The organism is Rhodococcus sp. IEGM 1307, assembly GCF_030056915.1.
GTDB lineage: Bacteria > Actinomycetota > Actinomycetes > Mycobacteriales > Mycobacteriaceae > Rhodococcus_F > Rhodococcus_F opacus_D.
This window is the reverse complement of sequence record NZ_JASHKW010000001.1, coordinates 1-17,126: the sequence shown is the minus strand read 5'-3', so window position 1 is coordinate 17,126 and position 17,126 is coordinate 1. Positions and strand designations below refer to the sequence as shown.

Here is a 17,126-nt window from a genome sequence, read left to right as displayed (position 1 = left end):
CGTCACTCGCCGGTCACGGACTGGGTGGGCGAATGCAGCTTCTCCAGCGTCTTTCCCTCGCCGAGATACATGTGCACGCCACAGGGCAGGCAGGGATCGAAACTGCGGACGGTCCGCATGATGTCGATGCCCTTGAAGTGCTCCCGATCGTTCTCCTCGAAGATCGGCTGACCCTGCACCGCGTCCTCGTACGGCCCCGGCGTACCGAAGCTGTCGCGGGGATTGGCGTTCCACGGGGTCGGCGGATACGGGTGGTAGTTCGCGATCTTGCCGTCGCGAATGACCATGTGGTGCGACAGGACTCCGCGCACCGCCTCCGTGAAGCCGCAGCCGATGCCCTCGTCGGGGACCTCGAACTTCTCCCACGTCTTCGTGTGCCCGGCCCGGATCTCGGCGAGCGCCTTCTCCGCGAAGTGCAGCGCACACGCCGCCGCGTACGCCTGGAAGTAGGTCCGCGCCCGGTCACGCTCGATCGTGTTGCTGCCGTACTGCGGGATCTTCCATTCGAACTCGACCGGGCCCTTCAGCGCGGTCTTCGGCAGGTTGATCTTCACGCTGTGACCGGTCGACTGCACGTACCCGATGTCGACGAGGCCCGCGAGGGCGGTACTCCAGAGTCGGGCCAGCGGCCCGCCGCCGGTGTCCAGCGCGAGATGGTCGGTGCCGTCGAACCACCGCGGCGACATCACCCAGCTGTACTTGTCTTCCATGTCGCGTTTCTGCGGATGCGGGTTGGTGTGCTGGTTCCACGGATGCCTGCGGTCGACCGGGTTCCCGAGCGGATCGTTCTTCACGAACATCTCCTGGTCGGTCCAGTCGTCGTAATACGAACTGCCCAGCAGGATTCGGATACCCAGATTGATGTCGACGAGGGACGTCGTGATCAGTTTGCCGTCCACCACGATGCCGGGCGTGACGAACATGGCCCGTCCCCACTTCTCCATGTCCTTGTAGGAGAAGTTGCACACCGCGGGATCCTGGAAGGACCCCCAGCAGCCGAGGAGCGTCCGGCGCAGGCCGACCTTCTCGTAGCCGGGCATCGCCTCGTAGAAGAAGTCGAACAGGTCGTCGTGCATGGGGACGACCTTCTTCATGAACTCCACGTAGCGCATCAGACGCGTCGTGTAATCGGTCATCAACTGGATCGTCGCGACCGTGCCCACGCCACCCGGATACAGGGTGGACGGATGGACGTGCCGACCTTCCATGAGGCAGAACATCTCTCGCGTCCACCGGCTGACCTGCAACGCCTCCCGATAGAACTCGCCGGTGAACGGGTTGAGCGAACGCATGATGTCGGCGATGGTCTTGTAGCCGTGCTCGCCGGCGTGCGGCGCCTCCGTCTTCTCGGCCTGTGCGAGCACCCCCGGATTGGTCTCGGAGACCATCTTCTCGCAGAAGTCCACACCGACGAGGTTCTCCTGGAAGATGTTGTGGTCGAACATGTATTCCGCGGCCTCGCCGAGGTTGACGATCCACTCGCCGATGTGCGGAGGCTGCACGCCGTAGGCCATGTTCTGGGTGTAGCACGAACACGTCGCATGGTTGTCACCACAGATACCGCAGATGCGGCTGGTGATGAAGTGGGCGTCGCGGGGATCCTTACCCTTCATGAAGATCGAATAGCCGCGGAAGATCGACGAGGTGCTGTGGCACTCGACGACTTCCTTCTGCTTGAAATCGATCTTCGTGTAGATGCCCAGGCTGCCCACGATGCGCGTGATCGGATCCCACGCCATCTCGACCAGGCCGTCGGATTCCGACTTGTGCGAAGGTTCCGGAATGATCGTTGTCATCGACGTACCTCTCAGTGTTCGAGGCCGTCGGACTACCGCCCGAGACCCCGAGCGGGACTACCAGGTGCGTGTGGCGCCCGTGGTCAGTTTCGTACCGCGACTGCGCCAGTGCGGCTCTTTGTCCAAGGTGGTCTTGGTGATCTTGCGGAGACTCCGAATGGCGGATCCGTACAGTCCGGACGCCGCAGTGGAGATCTTGCCGCCCGGCGGTTCGTCCATGAACGGCATGAACTTGTCCGGGAATCCCGGCATCGTGCACCCGATGCAGATACCGCCCACATTCGGGCACCCACCGACACCGTTGATCCAGCCCCGCTTCGGGACGTTGCACTTGACGACCGGACCCCAGCACCCCAGCTTCACGATGCACTTGGGCGAGCCGTACTCGGTGGCGAAATCACCCTGCTCGTAGTAGCCGGCGCGGTCGCAGCCCTCGTGCACCGTGGCCCCGAACAGCCACTGCGGACGCAGAGCGTCGTCGAGCGGAATCATGGGCGCCTGCTCGGTGGCCATGTAGAGGAGATACGTCAGCGTCTCCGACAGATTGTCCGGTTGGATCGGGCAGCCGGGAACGCAGACGATCGGGATGCCCGCCTTCGACTTCCAATCCCAGCCGAGATAGTCGGGAACGCCCATCGCACCGGTCGGATTCCCCGCCATCGCGTGGATACCGCCGTATGTGGCGCACGTCCCGGCCGCGACGATCGCCGTCGCCTTCGGAGCGAGACGATCGAGCCATTCACTCGTCGTCACCGGCTGACCGGTCTCGGGATTGTTGCCGAAACCGCACCAGTAGCCCTCGTCGTGAAGTTGCTCGTTCGGGATGGAACCCTCCACCACCAGGACGAACGGTTCGAGTTCGCCGCGATCCGCCTTCCAGAACCACTCCAGGAAGTCGTCGGCGCCGCCCTCGGGGCCGTTCTCGAAGTCGATCAGCGGCCAGTGAACGGCCACTTTGGGCAGGCCCGGCAGGGCTCCCAGAGCAATCTCCTCGACACTGGGCTGCGTCGCAGCCGTCAAGGCCACCGAATCGCCGTCGCAACTGAGTCCCGCATTGATCCACAGCACGTGAATCAGGGTGTCCTCGGCGTTGATTGCTTCCTGTGTCGGCATATCAGGTCGCTTTCCGGAGTGAACACAACTCCTGTCGCCACCGGAGTCGACCGTCGGCCCACCTGTGTGGCGCTGATATTTATTTAGCTCCGCCGCCGAGCGGATGTCAACGGTCCTCGGCGCGTCGCACCGGGCAGTTCGACCCCGTCGTGTAGGGGCGTCATTGCTTCGCAATCCAGTCGTACCACTGCGCAATGCCCTGACCCGTCGTCGCCGACAACGTGATCACCTGCAGGTCGGGGTTCACCGACCGGGCGTATTTCGTGCAGAGATCGACGTCGAAGTCCACGTACGGCAACAGGTCCGCCTTGTTCACGATCACCAGGTTCGCTGCCGCGAACATGTGCGGATACTTGAGCGGCTTGTCCGTCCCCTCGGTCACCGAGATCACCACCACCCGGCTCTTCTCACCGAGATCGAACAGTGCCGGACAGACGAGGTTCCCCACGTTCTCGACGAACAGCAGCGAGTTCGGCTCGGGGTCGAGAGCGGTCAGAGCGTCCCGCATCATCTCCGCGTCGAGGTGACATCCCGCGCCCGTGTTCACCTGCACCACAGCACATCCCGTCGCCTTGATGCGGTTGGCGTCGAGCATCGTCTCCTGGTCGCCCTCCACCACCGAGACGCGTCGCTGCCCACCGATGTCGGCGATGGTGCGTTCGAGCAGCGTCGTCTTCCCCGATCCCGGCGAGCTCATCACGTTCAGCGCGAGCACCCCACGTCCGGCCAGCCAGCCCCGGTTGCGCTCCGCAGTGAGGTCGTTCTTCGCCAGCACCTTCTGCTCGAGGGTCACCGTCTCGGTCGCCTGCTCGTGGGGGTGTTCGTGAGTATGCGGGTGCTCGTGGTCATGCGGGTGGTCGTGCGGGTGGTCGTGGTCGTGCGGGTGGTCGTGGTCGTGCGGGTGCTCGTGGTCGTGCGGGTGCTCGTGGGGCACCGTGATCCTGGTTCCGGTCTCGTCTCCGCATCCACAGGTGGCACACATTTGCGTCAGCTCACTTCCATAGAGAGGATTCGTAGTTCCCGACCCGACGTGACCTCCACGTCCGCACTTCCGCACGGGCACAGCAACACCAGGTCCGTGAGCGCGAAATCCTCGCCGCACTCACGGCAGTGCGCACCGCCCGGGGTGTGGTCGATGTCGAGACGGGCACCGTGCGCGACGGTCCCTTCGGTGACCAGTTCGAAACAGAACTGCATCGAATCGGCGACCACGGCCGTCAACGCCCCCACCTGTACGCGCACACTGTGGACCGTCCGTCCCGCGGCGGTCTCGCAGACGGCGTCGACGACGCTCTGGGTGATTGCCAACTCGTGCATCACGGCCCCGTTCAGGACTCGTCACCTGTGGATTCGAGCGTAGCGCTTCGCGCCCGTGAGTACTTATTAACCGCCCGCGGTTAATAAGTACTCACGGCAGACGTAGTCTGAGGATCCGCCATCCACTTCAGGGAGGGCGCATGGACGCCTGGACCATCCGAGACTTCGAACCGGAGGATCTCGAGGCTGTCGTGCGCATGGACAGCAGTTCCACCACCACGGACCAACTGCCCCTGTTCGCACTCTCGGACGTGGTGGGGAGTCTGTTGAACCGTCACCCCGCGGTCGTCGCGACGAGGGACGGGCACATCATCGGGACGGCGGTCGCTCGCGTCGATGAGGACCGCGCCTGGGTCATGCGGATCTCCCTCGATCCCGAATGGCGTGGGCAAGGGCTCGGCAGCGCCCTGTTGTCGCAGCTCGAGCACCGGCTCCTCGCCAGAGGAGTGCGACGGGTGGCCGCCCTCCTCCCCGAAGGGGAGACCGGTGCCACCGCGCTGAGCAATTCCGGATTCACCGCCCGCAGCGGAGTCACGTACTACGAGAAACTCGGGACGGTGTCGCCCCGCACGGCCGGGGTCCTGGCGACGCTCGGCGGCGCGGTACCGCCCGCCGGACTGTGGAAACAGGTCGCCGGCATGACGCGGGAGAAATCGCTGATCGAACGCAAGATCGTGCTCCCGCTGTCGCGGCCCGCGCTGGCCGCCGACCACGGCGTGGCACCGCCGCGCGCCGTGGTCCTGTTCGGACCACCGGGAACCGGGAAGACGACGTTCGCGCGTGCCATCGCCAGCCGGCTCGGCTGGCCGTTCGTCGAGCTGTTCCCGTCGCGGCTCGCGGCCGGCGAGAATGGTCTCGCCGCCGGTCTCGGGGAGGCGTTCACGTCGATGGGCGAACTCGAGCACGTCGTCGTCTTCATCGACGAGGTGGAGGAGGTGGCGGCGCGGCGCAGGCCCGGATCGCAGTCCGTAGGGGTGGTGAACGAACTGCTGAAGTCGATCGTCCACTTCCGTGAACGCGGCGGACGGTTGCTGGTGTGCGCCACCAATTCCGTTCGCGCACTGGATGATGCGTTCCTACGTCACGGACGTTTCGACTACGTGCTGCCGATCGGCGCGCCCGACGCGGAGGCCCGGCACGCCCTGTGGGAGCGCTACCTCGGCAACGAGCAGGTCGACGTGTCCGCCCTCGTTGCCGCGACCGAGGGCTACACGCCCGCCGACGTCGCGCACGCGGCACGGACCGTTGCGCAGGCGACGTTCGAGTGCAGCGTCGACTCGGGTGGACGCTGCCATGCCGGCACCCAGGACTACCTGGACGTGATCGGCACGGTGCGTCCCACCCTCACCGCCGAGATGATGCAGGCGTTCACGGAGGACATCGCCGGTCACGCCCGCACCTGACCTGTGAGTACTTGTTAACCGCCCGCGGTTAACAAGTACTCACAGGCGTTCGATGATGGTGGCGTTGGCAGTGCCGCCGCCTTCGCAGATGGTCTGCAGACCGTAGCGGCCTCCGGTGCGCTCGAGTTCGTTGAGGAGGGTGGCCATCAGCTTCGTGCCGGTCGCGCCGAGTGGGTGGCCGAGGGCGATCGCGCCGCCGTTGACGTTGACCTTCGCCGGGTCGGCGCCGATCTCCTTGATCCATGCGAGGACGACCGGCGCGAAGGCCTCGTTGATCTCGATCAAATCGATGTCGTCGATGCTCAGGCCCGTCTTCTCCAGCGCGTAACGCGTGGCGGGGATCGGGGCGCTGAGCATGAAGATCGGGTCGGCGCCCCGGGCGCTGAGGTGGTGGATGCGGGCACGGGGAGTCAGGCCGTACCTCTCGACCGCTTCCGGTGAGGCCAGCAGCACCGCACTCGCACCGTCGGAGATCTGGCTCGCGACTGCGGCCGTGAGACGTCCCCCGTCGGTGAGGGTCTTCAGCGCCGCCATCTTCTCGAGGCTGGTCTCGCGGGGACCCTCGTCCGTCGTCACGTCACCGAACGGGACGATCTCGCGGTCGAAGCGACCCTCGGCGATGGCCGTCCGCGCCCGCTCGTGGCTCTGCAACGCCCAGCGCTCGAGTTCCTCGCGGCTGATGTCCCACTTGTCCGCGATCAGTTCGGCGCCGTTGAACTGCGACACTTCCTGGTCGCCGTAGCGTTCCGTCCAGCCCGTCGATCCGCCGAACGGGGTGTCGAATCCGTACTGCTGACCGACCATCATCGCCGAGGCGATCGGGATCTGGCTCATGTTCTGCACACCGCCTGCGACGATCAGGTCGGCGGTGCCGCTCAGGATCGCCTGCGCACCGAAGTGCACGGCCTGCTGACTCGACCCGCACTGCCGGTCCACCGTGACGCCCGGGACCTCTTCCGGGTAACCGGCGGCCAGCCACGCGGTGCGGGCGATGTTGCCCGCCTGCCCGCCGATCGCGTCGACGCAACCGAAGACGACGTCGTCGACACCGGCCGGGTCGATGCCCGTGCGCTCGACGAGGGCCTTGATGACGTGCGCACCCAGGTCGGCGGGATGCACGCCGGACAGGCCGCCGTTCTTCTTGCCGATCGGTGTGCGGACGGCGTCGACGATGTAGGCCTCGGTCATGTGAAACTCCTAGTCAGTGGTGGGGACTCGCAAGTCCGTCGAGGACGATCGAAAGGTATTGCTTGGCCACGGTGTCGACCGTGACGGAGCCACCGGGCCGGTACCAGCGGACGGCGACCCAGGCGGTGTCGCGGAGGAATCGGAAGGCGAGCTCTACGTCGATGTCGGACCGGAAGCTGCCGTCCTTCACACCCGCCTCGAGCACACCCATCCACAGCTCGCGGAATTCGGTGTTCAGTTCGGACAGGTACCCGAAACGCTCGTTGGCGACGAGGTGCTTCACCTCGTCCTGATAGATCGCGACCGCGGAATGCGACGCGTCGATCGCCTCGTACGACGTGGTGACCAGTGCTTCGAGGGTCGCGCGACTGTCGAGTCCGGACGCGACGATCTCGCGGTACTTGCCGAACAGGTCGTCGAGGAAGCCCCGTAGAATCTCGTCGACCATCGACTCCTTCGAGTCGAAGTGGTGGTACAGGCTGCCCGACAGGATGCCCGCGGCGTCGGCGATGTCGCGCACGGTGGTGGCCCGCAGGCCGCGTTCGGCGAACAGGGTGGCCGCGATGTCGAGGAGTTCGGTCCGGCGTCCGGACTTGCCGGACGTGTCGTCGGCGGGGGGTGGCGTCATCGTCACATCCTATCAACCAAGCGCTTGTTAGGGCCTTCGGCCCCGTGCGCCTTTCTGGTTGCTGGAGCTACCAAAAAGGCGCACAGGGCGGCTACGCCCTCTGCGACGAGATCGACACGACCTCGCCGGTGAGGTAGGTGGTGTAGTCGCTGGCGAGCATGGCGATGGTGGCGGCGATTTCCCACACCTCGGCGGCGCGGCCGAACGCCTCGTCGGACGCCAGCTTGTCGAGGAGTTCCTCGCTGGTCACCTTCGCGAGAAACGCGTGCCTCGCGATGGAGGGCGCGACGGCGTTGATCCGGACGCCGTACTCGGCGGCCTCGATCGCGCTGCACCGGGTCAGCGCCATGACTCCGGCCTTCGCCGCCGCGTAGTGCGCCTGCGAGTGCTGCGCCCGCCACCCGAGGACGGACGCGTTGTTGACCAGTACGCCGTTGTGCGGGGCCTCCTTGAAGTAGCGCAGTGCGGCGCGGGTGGCCCGGAACGTTCCGTTCAGCGTGATGTCGAGGACGCGGTCCCACTCCTCGTCCGTCATGTCGACGAGCGGGGTCTCGCCGCCGAGTCCGGCGTTGTTGACGAGCACGTCGATCCTGCCGAGTCGTTCGGCGGCGCCGGCGATCAAGGCGTCCACCTGTTCCGTACTGGACACGTCACACGTCAGCGCCTCGACCGCCTGCCCAGGGAACTCGGCGGCGAGTTTCTCCTTGGTCTCGAGGAGGCGACGCTCGTGCCAGTCGGACACCAGCACGTCGGCGCCCTCGAGCAGGGCGCGTCGCGCGGACGCGAATCCGATGCCGGTGCCCGCCGCGGCGGTGACGACGACCTTCTTGCCTTTTAGCAGGTCGTGGCCCGGAGTCTCGACGGGCGCGGTGGCGAGCGGAGCAGTAGTCATGAACGGGCCTCTCGGGGAAGTCCGAGCACGCGCTCGGAGATGATGTTGCGCTGGATCTCGTTGGATCCGCCGTAGATCGTGTCGGCGCGGGTGAAGAGGAAGAGCCTCTGCCAGTCGCCCAGTTCCAGATGTTCGGGGTCCGTGACGACGGACGACGGATCGGCCGGGGCGAGCAGCGACGCCGGGCCCTGCACTTCCATGGCCAGCTGTCCGAGGTCGCGGTGCCAGTTGGCCCAGAGCAGCTTCGCGACGGACGCCTCCGCGCCGGAGGTCCCGGCGTCGACCGCTTCCACGGTGCGCAGGGCGTGTGCCCGCATCACCCGCAGCCCGACCCACGCGCGGGCGATCTTCTCGCGGATGCTGGGGTCGGTCGCCGCGCCGTTGGCTTTCGCGAGGTCGACGACGCCCTGCAGTTCGCGGGCGAAACCGATCTGCTGCCCGAGCGTGGACACGCCGCGCTCGAAGGTGAGCAGACCCATCGCGACCCGCCAGCCGTCGCCGGGCTCCCCGACCACCAGATCCGCGTCGGTGACGGCGTCGTCGAAGAACACCTCGTTGAACTCGGACGTGCCGGTCAACTGCTGGATGGGCCGGACCGTGACGCCGGGCTGGTCGAGCGGGACGAGCAGGAAGCTCAGACCCTGGTGCCGCTTGGATCCCGGTTCGGTACGGCAGACGACGAACGCCCACTGGGCGACGTGCGCGAGGGACGTCCACACCTTCTGCCCGTTGATCACCCACTTGTCGCCGTCGCGGCGCGCAGTCGTGGATACGTTCGCGAGGTCGGAACCTGCGCCCGGCTCGGAATAGCCCTGCGCCCACAGTTCGGTCACGGTGTTGATGCCGGGAAGGAAGCGACGCTTCTGTTCCTCGGTGCCGAACGCGATGAGCGTCGGGCCGAGCAGTTCCTCGCCGACGTGGCTGACCCGCGCCGGCGCCCCCGACTTCGCGTACTCCTGATGGAACACCACCTGCTGCGCCAGAGTGGCTCCGCGCCCGCCCTGCTCCTTCGGCCAGCCGAGGCACGTCCATCCCGCCGCGGCGAGATGACGGTCCCACGCGAGCCGTTCCTCGAAGAACTCGTGCTCGCTGCCGGGGCCGCCCTTGCCTTTCAGCCGGGCGAACTCGCCGGTGAGGTTGTCGTTCAGCCACGTCCTGACGGTCTGCGCAAAGTCGTCGTCGGTGATCAGCCCGTCCGGGCTCTCGCTCTGGTCCACGTCTGTAAGATAACCTACCAAGCACTTGCTAGGTAGGTAGGGAGCCCAGTGACCGAACAACCGACAACCACCCCGTCCGCCCTGAATCGGGCCGCACGCGAATTCGGCGAGCTCACAGCCGTGGCGGACGGCGACGTCCGTCTGACCTTCACACAACTGCACGACCGTGTCCGCGATTTCGCCGCCGCACTCAGCTCACAGGACGTACGACCCGGCGATCACGTCGCCGTGTGGTCGCCCAACACGTATCACTGGGTGGTCGCGGCGCTCGGCATCCACTACGCCGGCGCGACTCTCGTCCCGATCAACACCCGGTACACGGCCACCGAGGCCCTCGACATTCTCGAGCGCACCAAGACCACCGCACTGGTGGTCGCGGGCAAATTCCTCGGCGCCGACCGGTACGCGGCGCTGCGCGACGAGTCGAGCACCCTCGACCTGCCGACCGTCGTCCGGGTTCCGGTCGACGGCGGCGACGCCGAGGTTCCCGGAGTCTTCGACTTCGACGACTTCCTCGCCCTCGCCGACGAGGACACGCGCGCCGAGGCCGACGCCCGCGCGGCCGCCGTCTCCCCCGACGACGTCTCCGACGTCATGTTCACGTCGGGCACGACGGGCCGCAGCAAGGGCGTGATGAGTGCACACCGGCAGTCGGTGGGCATCGCGCAGGCGTGGGGCGAGTGCGCCGAGGTGACCTCCGACGACAACTACCTGATCATCAATCCGTTCTTCCACACCTTCGGGTACAAGGCGGGGTTCCTGGTGTGCCTGCTGAACGGGGCGACGGTAGTGCCGATGGCGGTGTTCGACGTGCCGAAGGTGATGGCGACCGTGCACGACGAGCAGATCACCGTGCTCCCCGGCGCCCCCACGATCTTCCAGTCGATCCTCGACCACCCCGACCGCCCGAAGTACGACCTGTCCAGCCTGCGGGTCGCGATCACGGGCGCGGCCGCGGTTCCGGTCGCACTGGTCGAACGGATGCAGTCGGAGCTGAGCTTCGACACCGTCCTCACCGCCTACGGCCAGACGGAGGCGGTGGTGGTCACGATGTGCCGGACCGACGACGACCCGGTGACCGTGTCGACGACGTCGGGTCGCGCCATCCCCGGGATGGAGGTCCGGATCGGCGACCAGGGCGAGATCCTGGTGCGCGGCGAGAACGTGATGCTCGGCTACCTCGACGACCCCGAATCGACCGCCAAGACCATCGATGCGGACGGCTGGCTGCACACCGGCGACGTCGGCACCCTGGACGACCGCGGTTACGTCGACATCACCGACCGCCTCAAGGACATGTACATTTCCGGCGGTTTCAACGTGTATCCCGCTGAGGTGGAGAACGCTCTTGCCCGACTCGACGGCGTCGCGGAGTCTGCCGTCATCGGCGTACCCGACCAGCGGATGGGCGAGGTCGGGCGGGCCTACGTGGTCGCCAAGCCGGGCGTCACGCTCGCCGAGGACGACGTGGTCGCGTTCTGCAAGGAGCGACTCGCCAACTTCAAGGTGCCCCGATCGGTGCGCTTCGTCGACTCCCTCCCCCGGAACCCCTCCGGGAAGGTCATGAAAAACGTTCTGCGTGAGGAGAAGAAATGACGGTTCCGGACGAGGGTGACGTCGTCACCTACGAGGTACGTGACGGTGTCGCAGTCGTGACGCTCAACCGCCCCGACTACCGCAACGCCCAGAACTCGGTGATGACGTACGCCCTCGACGCCGCGTTCGAGCGGGCCGTCGAGGACGACGACGTGAAGGTGATCGTCCTCGCAGGCAACGGGAAGCACTTCAGCGCCGGGCACGACATCGGGACCCCGGGCCGGGACCATCACGTGCACTACGACAACAAGGCCGTCATGTGGTGGGACCACGTCGACAAGCCGGGTGGGGACCAGCGGTTCGCCCGCGAGATGGAGGTCTACCTCGGGATGTGCCGTCGCTGGCGCGAGATCCCGAAGCCGACCATCGCGATGATCCAGGGCGCGTGCATCGCCGGCGGCCTGATGCTGGCGTGGGTGTGCGACCTCATCGTGGCTTCGGACGACGCGTTCTTCTCCGATCCGGTCGTACGTATGGGCATTCCGGGGGTCGAGTACTTCGCGCACCCGTGGATGCTCGGACCGCGGTTCGCGAAGGAAATCCTCTTCACCGGCGACCGGTTCACCGCGCAGCGCGCGTACGAGGTGGGCATGGTCAACCGCGTCGTGCCCCGCGAGGACCTGGAGCAGGAGACCCTCGCCATCGCCGGACGCATCGCCGCCATGCCCCGGTTCGGGCTCGCGCTCACCAAGAAGGCCGTCAACCAGTGCGAGGACCAGATGGGCATGCGGAACGGCATGGACTCCGTCTTCGGCCTCCACCACTTCGCGCACGCGCACAACGCCGAGATCGACACCGATCCGCTCGGCGGCATGGATGCCAAGTCGATGGCGGCCAGTGCGCGCAACTCGAACGAAGGGGCGAAGTAAGTGGATCTCGAGTTCGACGCCGCCACCGTCGCCTTCCGCGAGGAGGTGCGAACATTCCTGCGCGACAACGTTCCCGCCGAACCGCTGCCGTCGATGGACACCGCCGAGGGTTTCGAAGCGCACCGCGAGTGGGAACGGACTCTCGCCGACGCCCGGCTGTCAGTGGTGTCGTGGCCGGAGGAACTGGGCGGACGGGACGCGTCGCTGCTGGAATGGGTGGTGTTCGAGGAGGAGTACTACCGCTCGGGTGCGCCCGGACGCGTCAGCCAGAACGGCATCTTCCTGCTCGCCCCGACACTGTTCGAGCACGCGAACGCCGAGCAGTTGGCCCGCATCATGCCGCGGATGGCCCGCGCCGACGACATCTGGGCGCAGGCCTGGTCGGAGCCGGAGTCGGGTAGCGACCTCGCGTCGCTCCGTTCCACCGCGCGGCGCGTCGACGGCGGCTGGGTGCTGAACGGGCAGAAGACGTGGAGTTCGCGGGCGAGCTTCGCGGACTGGGGTTTCGGGCTGTTCCGGTCCGACCCGGACGCCCAGCGACACAAGGGCATCACCTACTTCATGTTCGACCTGCGCTCGAAGGGTGTCACCGTGCGCCCGATCGATCAGCTGGACGGTGAACCCGGTTTCGCGGAAATCTTCCTCGAGGACGTCTTCGTCCCGGACGACCCCGCGAACCCCGGCGAGTCCGGAGTGATCGGCGGCGTGAACGAGGGCTGGCGCGTGGCGATGAGCACCGCGTCCAACGAACGCGGACTGTCGCTGCGCAGCCCGGGCCGTTTCCTCGCGACGGTCGATCGGCTGGTCGAACTGTTCCGGGACAGCGGACGTACCGACGACGCGGCCCTGCGGAACGAGGTCGCCGACGCCTGGATCGGCGCCCGCGCCTACCAGCTGAACACGTTCGGCACCGTCACCCGGCTCGCCGATGGCGGGCAGCTGGGCGCCGAATCGTCGATCAACAAGGTGTTCTGGTCGGAATGGGACATCGCCACCCACGAGACCGCGCTCGAACTGCAGGGCGCCTCGGCGGAGCTCGCGGACAACTGGATGGACGGTTACCTGTTCTCCCTGTCCGGCCCGATCTACGCCGGCACCAACGAGATTCAGAAGAACGTGATCGCCGAGCGGCTGCTCGGCCTACCGAAGGCGGATCGATGAGATTCACACTCGACTCCTCCCATCAGGACTTCGCGTCCAGCATCGACGCCCTGCTGTCGAAGGCGGACATGCCGGCGGTGATCCGGTCGTGGAACACCGGCGACACGGGTCCGGGTCTGAAGGTGTGGCAGCGCCTCGCCGAGACCGGCGTCAACGGACTGCTCATCGCGGATGAGCACGACGGCCTGGGCGCCGACGCCGTCGACCTCGTCGTGGCCGTCGAACAACTCGGACGTCATGCCGTTCCCGGTCCGGTGGCCGAAACCGTCGCGGTCGCGCCCGCCCTGCTCGCGCAGGTGACCCCGGACCGGTTGGCGGCGTTGGCTTCCGGTTCACTCGCCACGGTCGCGGCCGCGCCGCACGTCCCGTTCGCCGTCGATGCCGACTCGGCCGACCTCGTCCTGCTCGTCGACGGTGCCACGGTGCGCCTCGGAAAGGCCGGGGCGGTGCAGACCTCGGTGGATCAGTCGCGACGGCTGTTCCCACTGACCGCCGGCGACGCCCTCGGCGACGCCGACTTCGCGCCCGCGTTCGATCTCGGCGCCCTGGCCACCGCCGCCCAACTGCAGGGACTCGGACAGACCCTGCTGGACGTGACCACCGACTACGCCAAGCAGCGCAAGCAGTTCGGCAAGGTGATCGGACAGTTCCAGGCCATCAAACATCACCTGGCCGAGGTCGCGGTCGGGCTGGAGATGTCGCGGCCGCTGCTGCACGGTGCGGCCATGTCGGTGCGGGACGGGTCCGTCGACAGTTCCCGGGACGTCTCGGCGGCGAAGGTCGCGTGCGGGGATGCCGCGTACCGGGCGGCGCGGGTGGCGCTGCAGGTGCACGGCGCCATCGGCTACACCCAGGAACACGACCTGTCGCTGTGGCTCACCAAGGTCCGGGCACTGGTCACCGCCTGGGGCACGCCGGCGTTCCACCGCGGCCGCGTCGTCGACTCGCTCGTGGAGGCGTCATGAGTTTCGACAACGAGGAGCGGGCGGCGCTCCGGTCGTCGGTCCGGGATCTGCTGGGTAAGCATTCCGACTCGGCCGCCGTCCGCCGGGCGATCACCACCGACCACGGTTTCGACGACGCCCTGTGGTCGAAGCTGTGCGAGCAGATCGGCGTCGCCGCGTTGGCCGTTCCGGAGAAATACGACGGAGTGGGGGCCTCGCTGCTGGAAGTGCATGTGGTGCAAGAAGAACTGGGCCGCACGCTGACGCCGTCGCCGATGCTGGGCAGCGCCGTGCTGGCCGCGCAGGCGCTGGTGCTGTCGGGGGACGACGATGCGTGCGCCCGACTGCTGCCCGGCATCGCGGCGGGTTCGGTGGCCGCGCTGTGCTGGGCGGGTGCGGGCGGCTGGTCCGGTTTCGGGGTCACCGCGTCGGGCGAGACGCTGTCGGGGACGGCGTCGTACGTGCTCGGCGGTGACGTCGCGGACGTGCTGCTGGTTCTCACGTCCGAAGGCCTGTTCGAGGTGGACCCGTCGGCGGACGGCGTGACGCGTCGTCGCGTCCCGGCGATGGACCCGACGCGCACGCTGTCGGAGGTGACCTTCGACGGGGTCGCGGCGCGGAGGCTCGTCTCCCCCACCGACCTCGTCGACCAGGTGCGCACGGTCGCACTGGTCGCGTTGTCGGCGGAACAGGTGGGTGCGGCGTCCGCGGCGCTGGAGCAGACGGTCGAGTACGCGAAGTCACGCAAGCAGTTCGGCCGGGCGATCGGATCGTTCCAGGCCCTCAAACACCGCATGGCCGACATGTACGCCCTCGTCGAGACGGCCCGCTCCATGTCGTACGCCGCGGCGCTGTCGGGGACGCACGAGGACGCCGTCATCGCGAAGGTGTACTGCTCGGAGGCACTGCAGCACGTCGCGGCGGAGGCCATCCAGTTGCACGGCGGCATCGCGATCACGTGGGAACACGACGCGCAGCTGTACTTCAAACGTGCACACGGGAGTGCACAGCTGTTCGGGCAGCCGCGGGAGTACCTGCCCGAACTCGCCTCGGCGGCGGGACTGTAGGCGGCTTCGCCGCCCGTGCGCCTTTCTGGTAGCTGGAACAACCAAAAAGGCTCACGGGCGCAGCCCCTCCAGGTAGCTGGCGACCCCGTCTTCGTCGTTGCTGGGCAGGACGTGGTCGGCGAGGGCGAGGACTTCCGGCAGCGCGTTGGACGGGCAGAGAGCCGTGCCCGCCCATGTCAGCATCGGGACGTCGTTGATGGCGTCCCCGGCCACGGCGACCTCCTCCGTCGAGATCCCGTCGACCGCGCACAGCTCGGCGAGCGCGCTCGCCTTGGACACGCCGGACGCCGCCATCTCGACGTACGGCGCGCCGGAGTGCGTCAGTTCGACGCCGTCGACGCCGGCCGCCACCGCCGCCCGGTACAGCTCCGCGCTGGGAACCTCGGGGTGCCGGGCGACGATCTTCACCATCGGCTCGTCGATGTCGGGCAGCAGTTCCGACAGCGCCATCTCGTGCGGGTGCCGGTGGTGGTCGGCGAACTCGCACAACGCCGCGTACGCCGGTTCGGCGACGAAGCGCGTCGGGCCGATGTTCGCGAACACGACACCGGGCATCAACGTCCGCACCCGGTCCATCGCCGCCGCAGCCGACGCCATCGCGATGGTCGTCGTCGCCGTGATCACCGGGGTTCCGTCGGCCAGGTCGAGGACCACCGCCCCGTTCGCGCAGATCGCCTTGCCCCGGAATCCGCACGACTGCGCCAGCTCGTGCACCGAGTGCCGGGCGCGGGCCGTTGCCCACACCACCTCGACCCCCGACAGTCGCGCATCTTCCATGGCCTGCGCGGTGCGAGGGGAGATCGTGCGGTCCGACCGCAGCAGGGTGCCGTCGAGGTCCGTCGCCAACAGCCGAATTTGCGTCACCTCCGCATGATGCCAGGCAGCGCATGTACCCCTCACGACCCCACCACAGTCGATAGCCTGGACAGCATGAGTCCTCGAGTACCCAGCATCGTGCTGAATTCCGGAACCATCCTCCCGCAGCTCGGCCTGGGAGTCTGGCAGGCGGACAACGACGAGACCGAACACGCCGTCGGGTTCGCCCTGGACGAGGCGGGCTACCGGCACATCGACACCGCCGCCGCATACGGCAATGAGGAAGGGGTGGGCCGTGGCATCGCGAACTCGGGTGTCGCCCGCGAAGACATTTTTCTCACCACCAAGTTGTGGAACGCCGATCAGGGTTACGAGCCGGCGTTGAAGGCGTTCGACGCCAGCCTCGGACGTCTCGGCGTCGACTATGTCGACCTGTACCTGATCCATTGGCCGCTGCAGGACGACGACCGCATCCTCCGCACGTGGGATGCGCTGGAGAAGATCGCCGAGTCGGGTCGCGCGAAGGCGATCGGTGTGTGCAATTTCGAACCGCGTCACCTGCAGTTGCTGATCGACCGGGGCGGCGTCGTTCCGGCGGTCGATCAGGTGGAGTTGCATCCGCATCTGGCGCAGCAGGAGATCCGGACGTTCGCCGTCGACCACGGCATCGCCGTCGAATCGTGGAGCCCGCTCGGCGGCACCAGCAATTCGGGGTGGGGCGACAACTCGAAGCCGAACACGCTGCTCACCGACCCGATCATCACCCGCATCGGCGACCGGCACAGCAAGAGCCCGGCCCAGGTGCTGATCCGCTGGCATCTGCAGAGCGGGCTGATCGTCATCCCCAAGTCGGTCCACGAGTCGCGGATCCGCGAGAACATCGACGTGTTCGATTTCGAGCTCAGCGAGCAGGACCTCAGCGAGATCGAGACGATGGACGACGGCGTCCGCGTCGGAGCCCACCCGGACGAGTTGAACATCGGCGCACCGGAGTAGGCGGCTCCGCCACCCGTGCGCCTTTTTGGCTGTTCCAGCAACCAAAAAGGCGCACGGGCGCGGAGCGCCTAGTGTCCTGAGTCTTTAATTCTGGCGCAGTAGTGTGCGATGGAGTCGAGGATC

The 17,126-nt window shown here is 67.2% G+C and carries 16 protein-coding genes; 7 read left to right on the top strand and 9 right to left on the bottom strand.

The window, feature by feature from the left end; all coding sequences use genetic code 11:
* Window positions 1-2: 2 nt before the first annotated feature.
* From QM841_RS00080 to hypA, 4 genes are all read right to left on the bottom strand, one after another.
* Entirely contained in the window at window positions 3-1,796 is a 1,794-nt protein-coding gene (locus QM841_RS00080) for a nickel-dependent hydrogenase large subunit (RefSeq protein WP_005258616.1), read from the bottom strand.
* Between the two features lie 57 nt (window positions 1,797-1,853).
* Complete coding sequence (locus QM841_RS00075; RefSeq protein ID WP_005244678.1) at window positions 1,854-2,909, bottom strand: NADH-quinone oxidoreductase subunit B family protein; 1,056 nt, start codon at window positions 2,907-2,909, stop codon at window positions 1,854-1,856.
* 160 nt (window positions 2,910-3,069) lie between these two features.
* Window positions 3,070-3,891: a hydrogenase nickel incorporation protein HypB gene (gene hypB / locus QM841_RS00070; RefSeq protein WP_283330478.1), complete on the bottom strand. Its 822-nt coding sequence runs from the start codon at window positions 3,889-3,891 to the stop codon at window positions 3,070-3,072.
* Window positions 3,892-3,896: 5 nt separating this feature from the next.
* A complete protein-coding gene (gene hypA / locus QM841_RS00065; RefSeq protein ID WP_005244680.1) occupies window positions 3,897-4,226 on the bottom strand; it encodes a hydrogenase maturation nickel metallochaperone HypA in 330 nt (109 codons plus the stop codon).
* 140 nt (window positions 4,227-4,366) lie between these two features.
* Here hypA and QM841_RS00060 point away from each other — a divergent pair, with 140 nt between their 5' ends.
* Window positions 4,367-5,629, top strand: a complete 1,263-nt coding sequence (locus QM841_RS00060) for an ATP-binding protein (RefSeq protein WP_283330477.1) — start codon at window positions 4,367-4,369, stop codon at window positions 5,627-5,629.
* Between the two features lie 39 nt (window positions 5,630-5,668).
* On the opposite strand, the gene QM841_RS00055 is transcribed toward QM841_RS00060, so the two are convergent.
* The 4 genes from QM841_RS00055 to QM841_RS00040 all read right to left on the bottom strand — a co-directional run bounded on the left by QM841_RS00055 (window position 5,669) and on the right by QM841_RS00040 (window position 9,554).
* Entirely contained in the window at window positions 5,669-6,817 is a 1,149-nt protein-coding gene (locus QM841_RS00055) for an acetyl-CoA C-acetyltransferase (protein WP_280778942.1), read from the bottom strand.
* A 13-nt stretch (window positions 6,818-6,830) separates the two neighbouring features.
* Window positions 6,831-7,445, bottom strand: coding sequence for a TetR/AcrR family transcriptional regulator (locus QM841_RS00050; protein WP_283330476.1), 615 nt, complete (start codon window positions 7,443-7,445; stop codon window positions 6,831-6,833).
* Between the two features lie 91 nt (window positions 7,446-7,536).
* Window positions 7,537-8,337, bottom strand: a complete 801-nt coding sequence (locus QM841_RS00045) for an SDR family oxidoreductase (RefSeq protein ID WP_283330475.1) — start codon at window positions 8,335-8,337, stop codon at window positions 7,537-7,539.
* On the bottom strand, window positions 8,334-9,554 hold the full coding sequence (locus QM841_RS00040) for an acyl-CoA dehydrogenase family protein (RefSeq protein ID WP_283330474.1): 1,221 nt from the start codon (window positions 9,552-9,554) through the stop codon (window positions 8,334-8,336). The genes QM841_RS00045 and QM841_RS00040 overlap by 4 nt, the downstream gene beginning before the upstream one ends.
* A gap of 48 nt (window positions 9,555-9,602) precedes the next feature.
* On the opposite strand from QM841_RS00040, the gene fadD3 reads away from it, so the two are divergent.
* The 5 genes from fadD3 to QM841_RS00015 are packed head-to-tail and all read left to right on the top strand — an operon-like array spanning window position 9,603 to window position 15,191.
* On the top strand, window positions 9,603-11,150 hold the full coding sequence (gene fadD3, locus QM841_RS00035; RefSeq protein ID WP_283330473.1) for a 3-[(3aS,4S,7aS)-7a-methyl-1,5-dioxo-octahydro-1H-inden-4-yl]propanoyl:CoA ligase: 1,548 nt from the start codon (window positions 9,603-9,605) through the stop codon (window positions 11,148-11,150).
* Complete coding sequence (locus tag QM841_RS00030; RefSeq protein WP_283330472.1) at window positions 11,147-12,019, top strand: enoyl-CoA hydratase; 873 nt, start codon at window positions 11,147-11,149, stop codon at window positions 12,017-12,019. Before fadD3 ends, QM841_RS00030 begins: the two co-directional genes overlap by 4 nt.
* Window positions 12,020-13,180, top strand: a complete 1,161-nt coding sequence (locus QM841_RS00025; RefSeq protein WP_283330471.1) for an acyl-CoA dehydrogenase family protein — start codon at window positions 12,020-12,022, stop codon at window positions 13,178-13,180. It begins immediately after the preceding gene.
* Window positions 13,177-14,145, top strand: a complete 969-nt coding sequence (locus tag QM841_RS00020) for an acyl-CoA dehydrogenase family protein (protein WP_283330470.1) — start codon at window positions 13,177-13,179, stop codon at window positions 14,143-14,145. Before QM841_RS00025 ends, QM841_RS00020 begins: the two co-directional genes overlap by 4 nt.
* A complete protein-coding gene (locus QM841_RS00015) occupies window positions 14,142-15,191 on the top strand; it encodes an acyl-CoA dehydrogenase family protein (RefSeq protein ID WP_283330469.1) in 1,050 nt (349 codons plus the stop codon). Before QM841_RS00020 ends, QM841_RS00015 begins: the two co-directional genes overlap by 4 nt.
* A 51-nt stretch (window positions 15,192-15,242) precedes the next feature.
* On the opposite strand, the gene QM841_RS00010 is transcribed toward QM841_RS00015, so the two are convergent.
* Entirely contained in the window at window positions 15,243-16,055 is an 813-nt protein-coding gene (locus QM841_RS00010; RefSeq protein ID WP_280778953.1) for an HAD family hydrolase, read from the bottom strand.
* Window positions 16,056-16,121: 66 nt separating this feature from the next.
* Between QM841_RS00010 and QM841_RS00005 the strand changes: the two genes are divergently transcribed.
* Entirely contained in the window at window positions 16,122-17,003 is an 882-nt protein-coding gene (locus QM841_RS00005; RefSeq protein ID WP_025431798.1) for an aldo/keto reductase, read from the top strand.
* The last annotated feature ends 123 nt before the right edge of the window (window positions 17,004-17,126 follow it).

Excerpts from the sequence above, each read along its gene's own strand:
- QM841_RS00005 (WP_025431798.1), top strand. The coding sequence starts at position 16,122 with ATGAGTCCTCGAGTACCCAGCATCGTGCTGAATTCCGGAACCATCCTC.
- hypA (WP_005244680.1), bottom strand. The coding sequence starts at position 4,226 with ATGCACGAGTTGGCAATCACCCAGAGCGTCGTCGACGCCGTCTGCGAG.
- QM841_RS00050 (WP_283330476.1), bottom strand. The coding sequence starts at position 7,445 with ATGACGCCACCCCCCGCCGACGACACGTCCGGCAAGTCCGGACGCCGG.
- QM841_RS00080 (WP_005258616.1), bottom strand. The coding sequence starts at position 1,796 with ATGACAACGATCATTCCGGAACCTTCGCACAAGTCGGAATCCGACGGC.
- QM841_RS00055 (WP_280778942.1), bottom strand. The coding sequence starts at position 6,817 with ATGACCGAGGCCTACATCGTCGACGCCGTCCGCACACCGATCGGCAAG.
- QM841_RS00060 (WP_283330477.1), top strand. The coding sequence starts at position 4,367 with ATGGACGCCTGGACCATCCGAGACTTCGAACCGGAGGATCTCGAGGCT.
- QM841_RS00045 (WP_283330475.1), bottom strand. The coding sequence starts at position 8,337 with ATGACTACTGCTCCGCTCGCCACCGCGCCCGTCGAGACTCCGGGCCAC.
- QM841_RS00075 (WP_005244678.1), bottom strand. The coding sequence starts at position 2,909 with ATGCCGACACAGGAAGCAATCAACGCCGAGGACACCCTGATTCACGTG.
- QM841_RS00015 (WP_283330469.1), top strand. The coding sequence starts at position 14,142 with ATGAGTTTCGACAACGAGGAGCGGGCGGCGCTCCGGTCGTCGGTCCGG.
- QM841_RS00020 (WP_283330470.1), top strand. The coding sequence starts at position 13,177 with ATGAGATTCACACTCGACTCCTCCCATCAGGACTTCGCGTCCAGCATC.
- hypB (WP_283330478.1), bottom strand. The coding sequence starts at position 3,891 with ATGTGTGCCACCTGTGGATGCGGAGACGAGACCGGAACCAGGATCACG.
- QM841_RS00030 (WP_283330472.1), top strand. The coding sequence starts at position 11,147 with ATGACGGTTCCGGACGAGGGTGACGTCGTCACCTACGAGGTACGTGAC.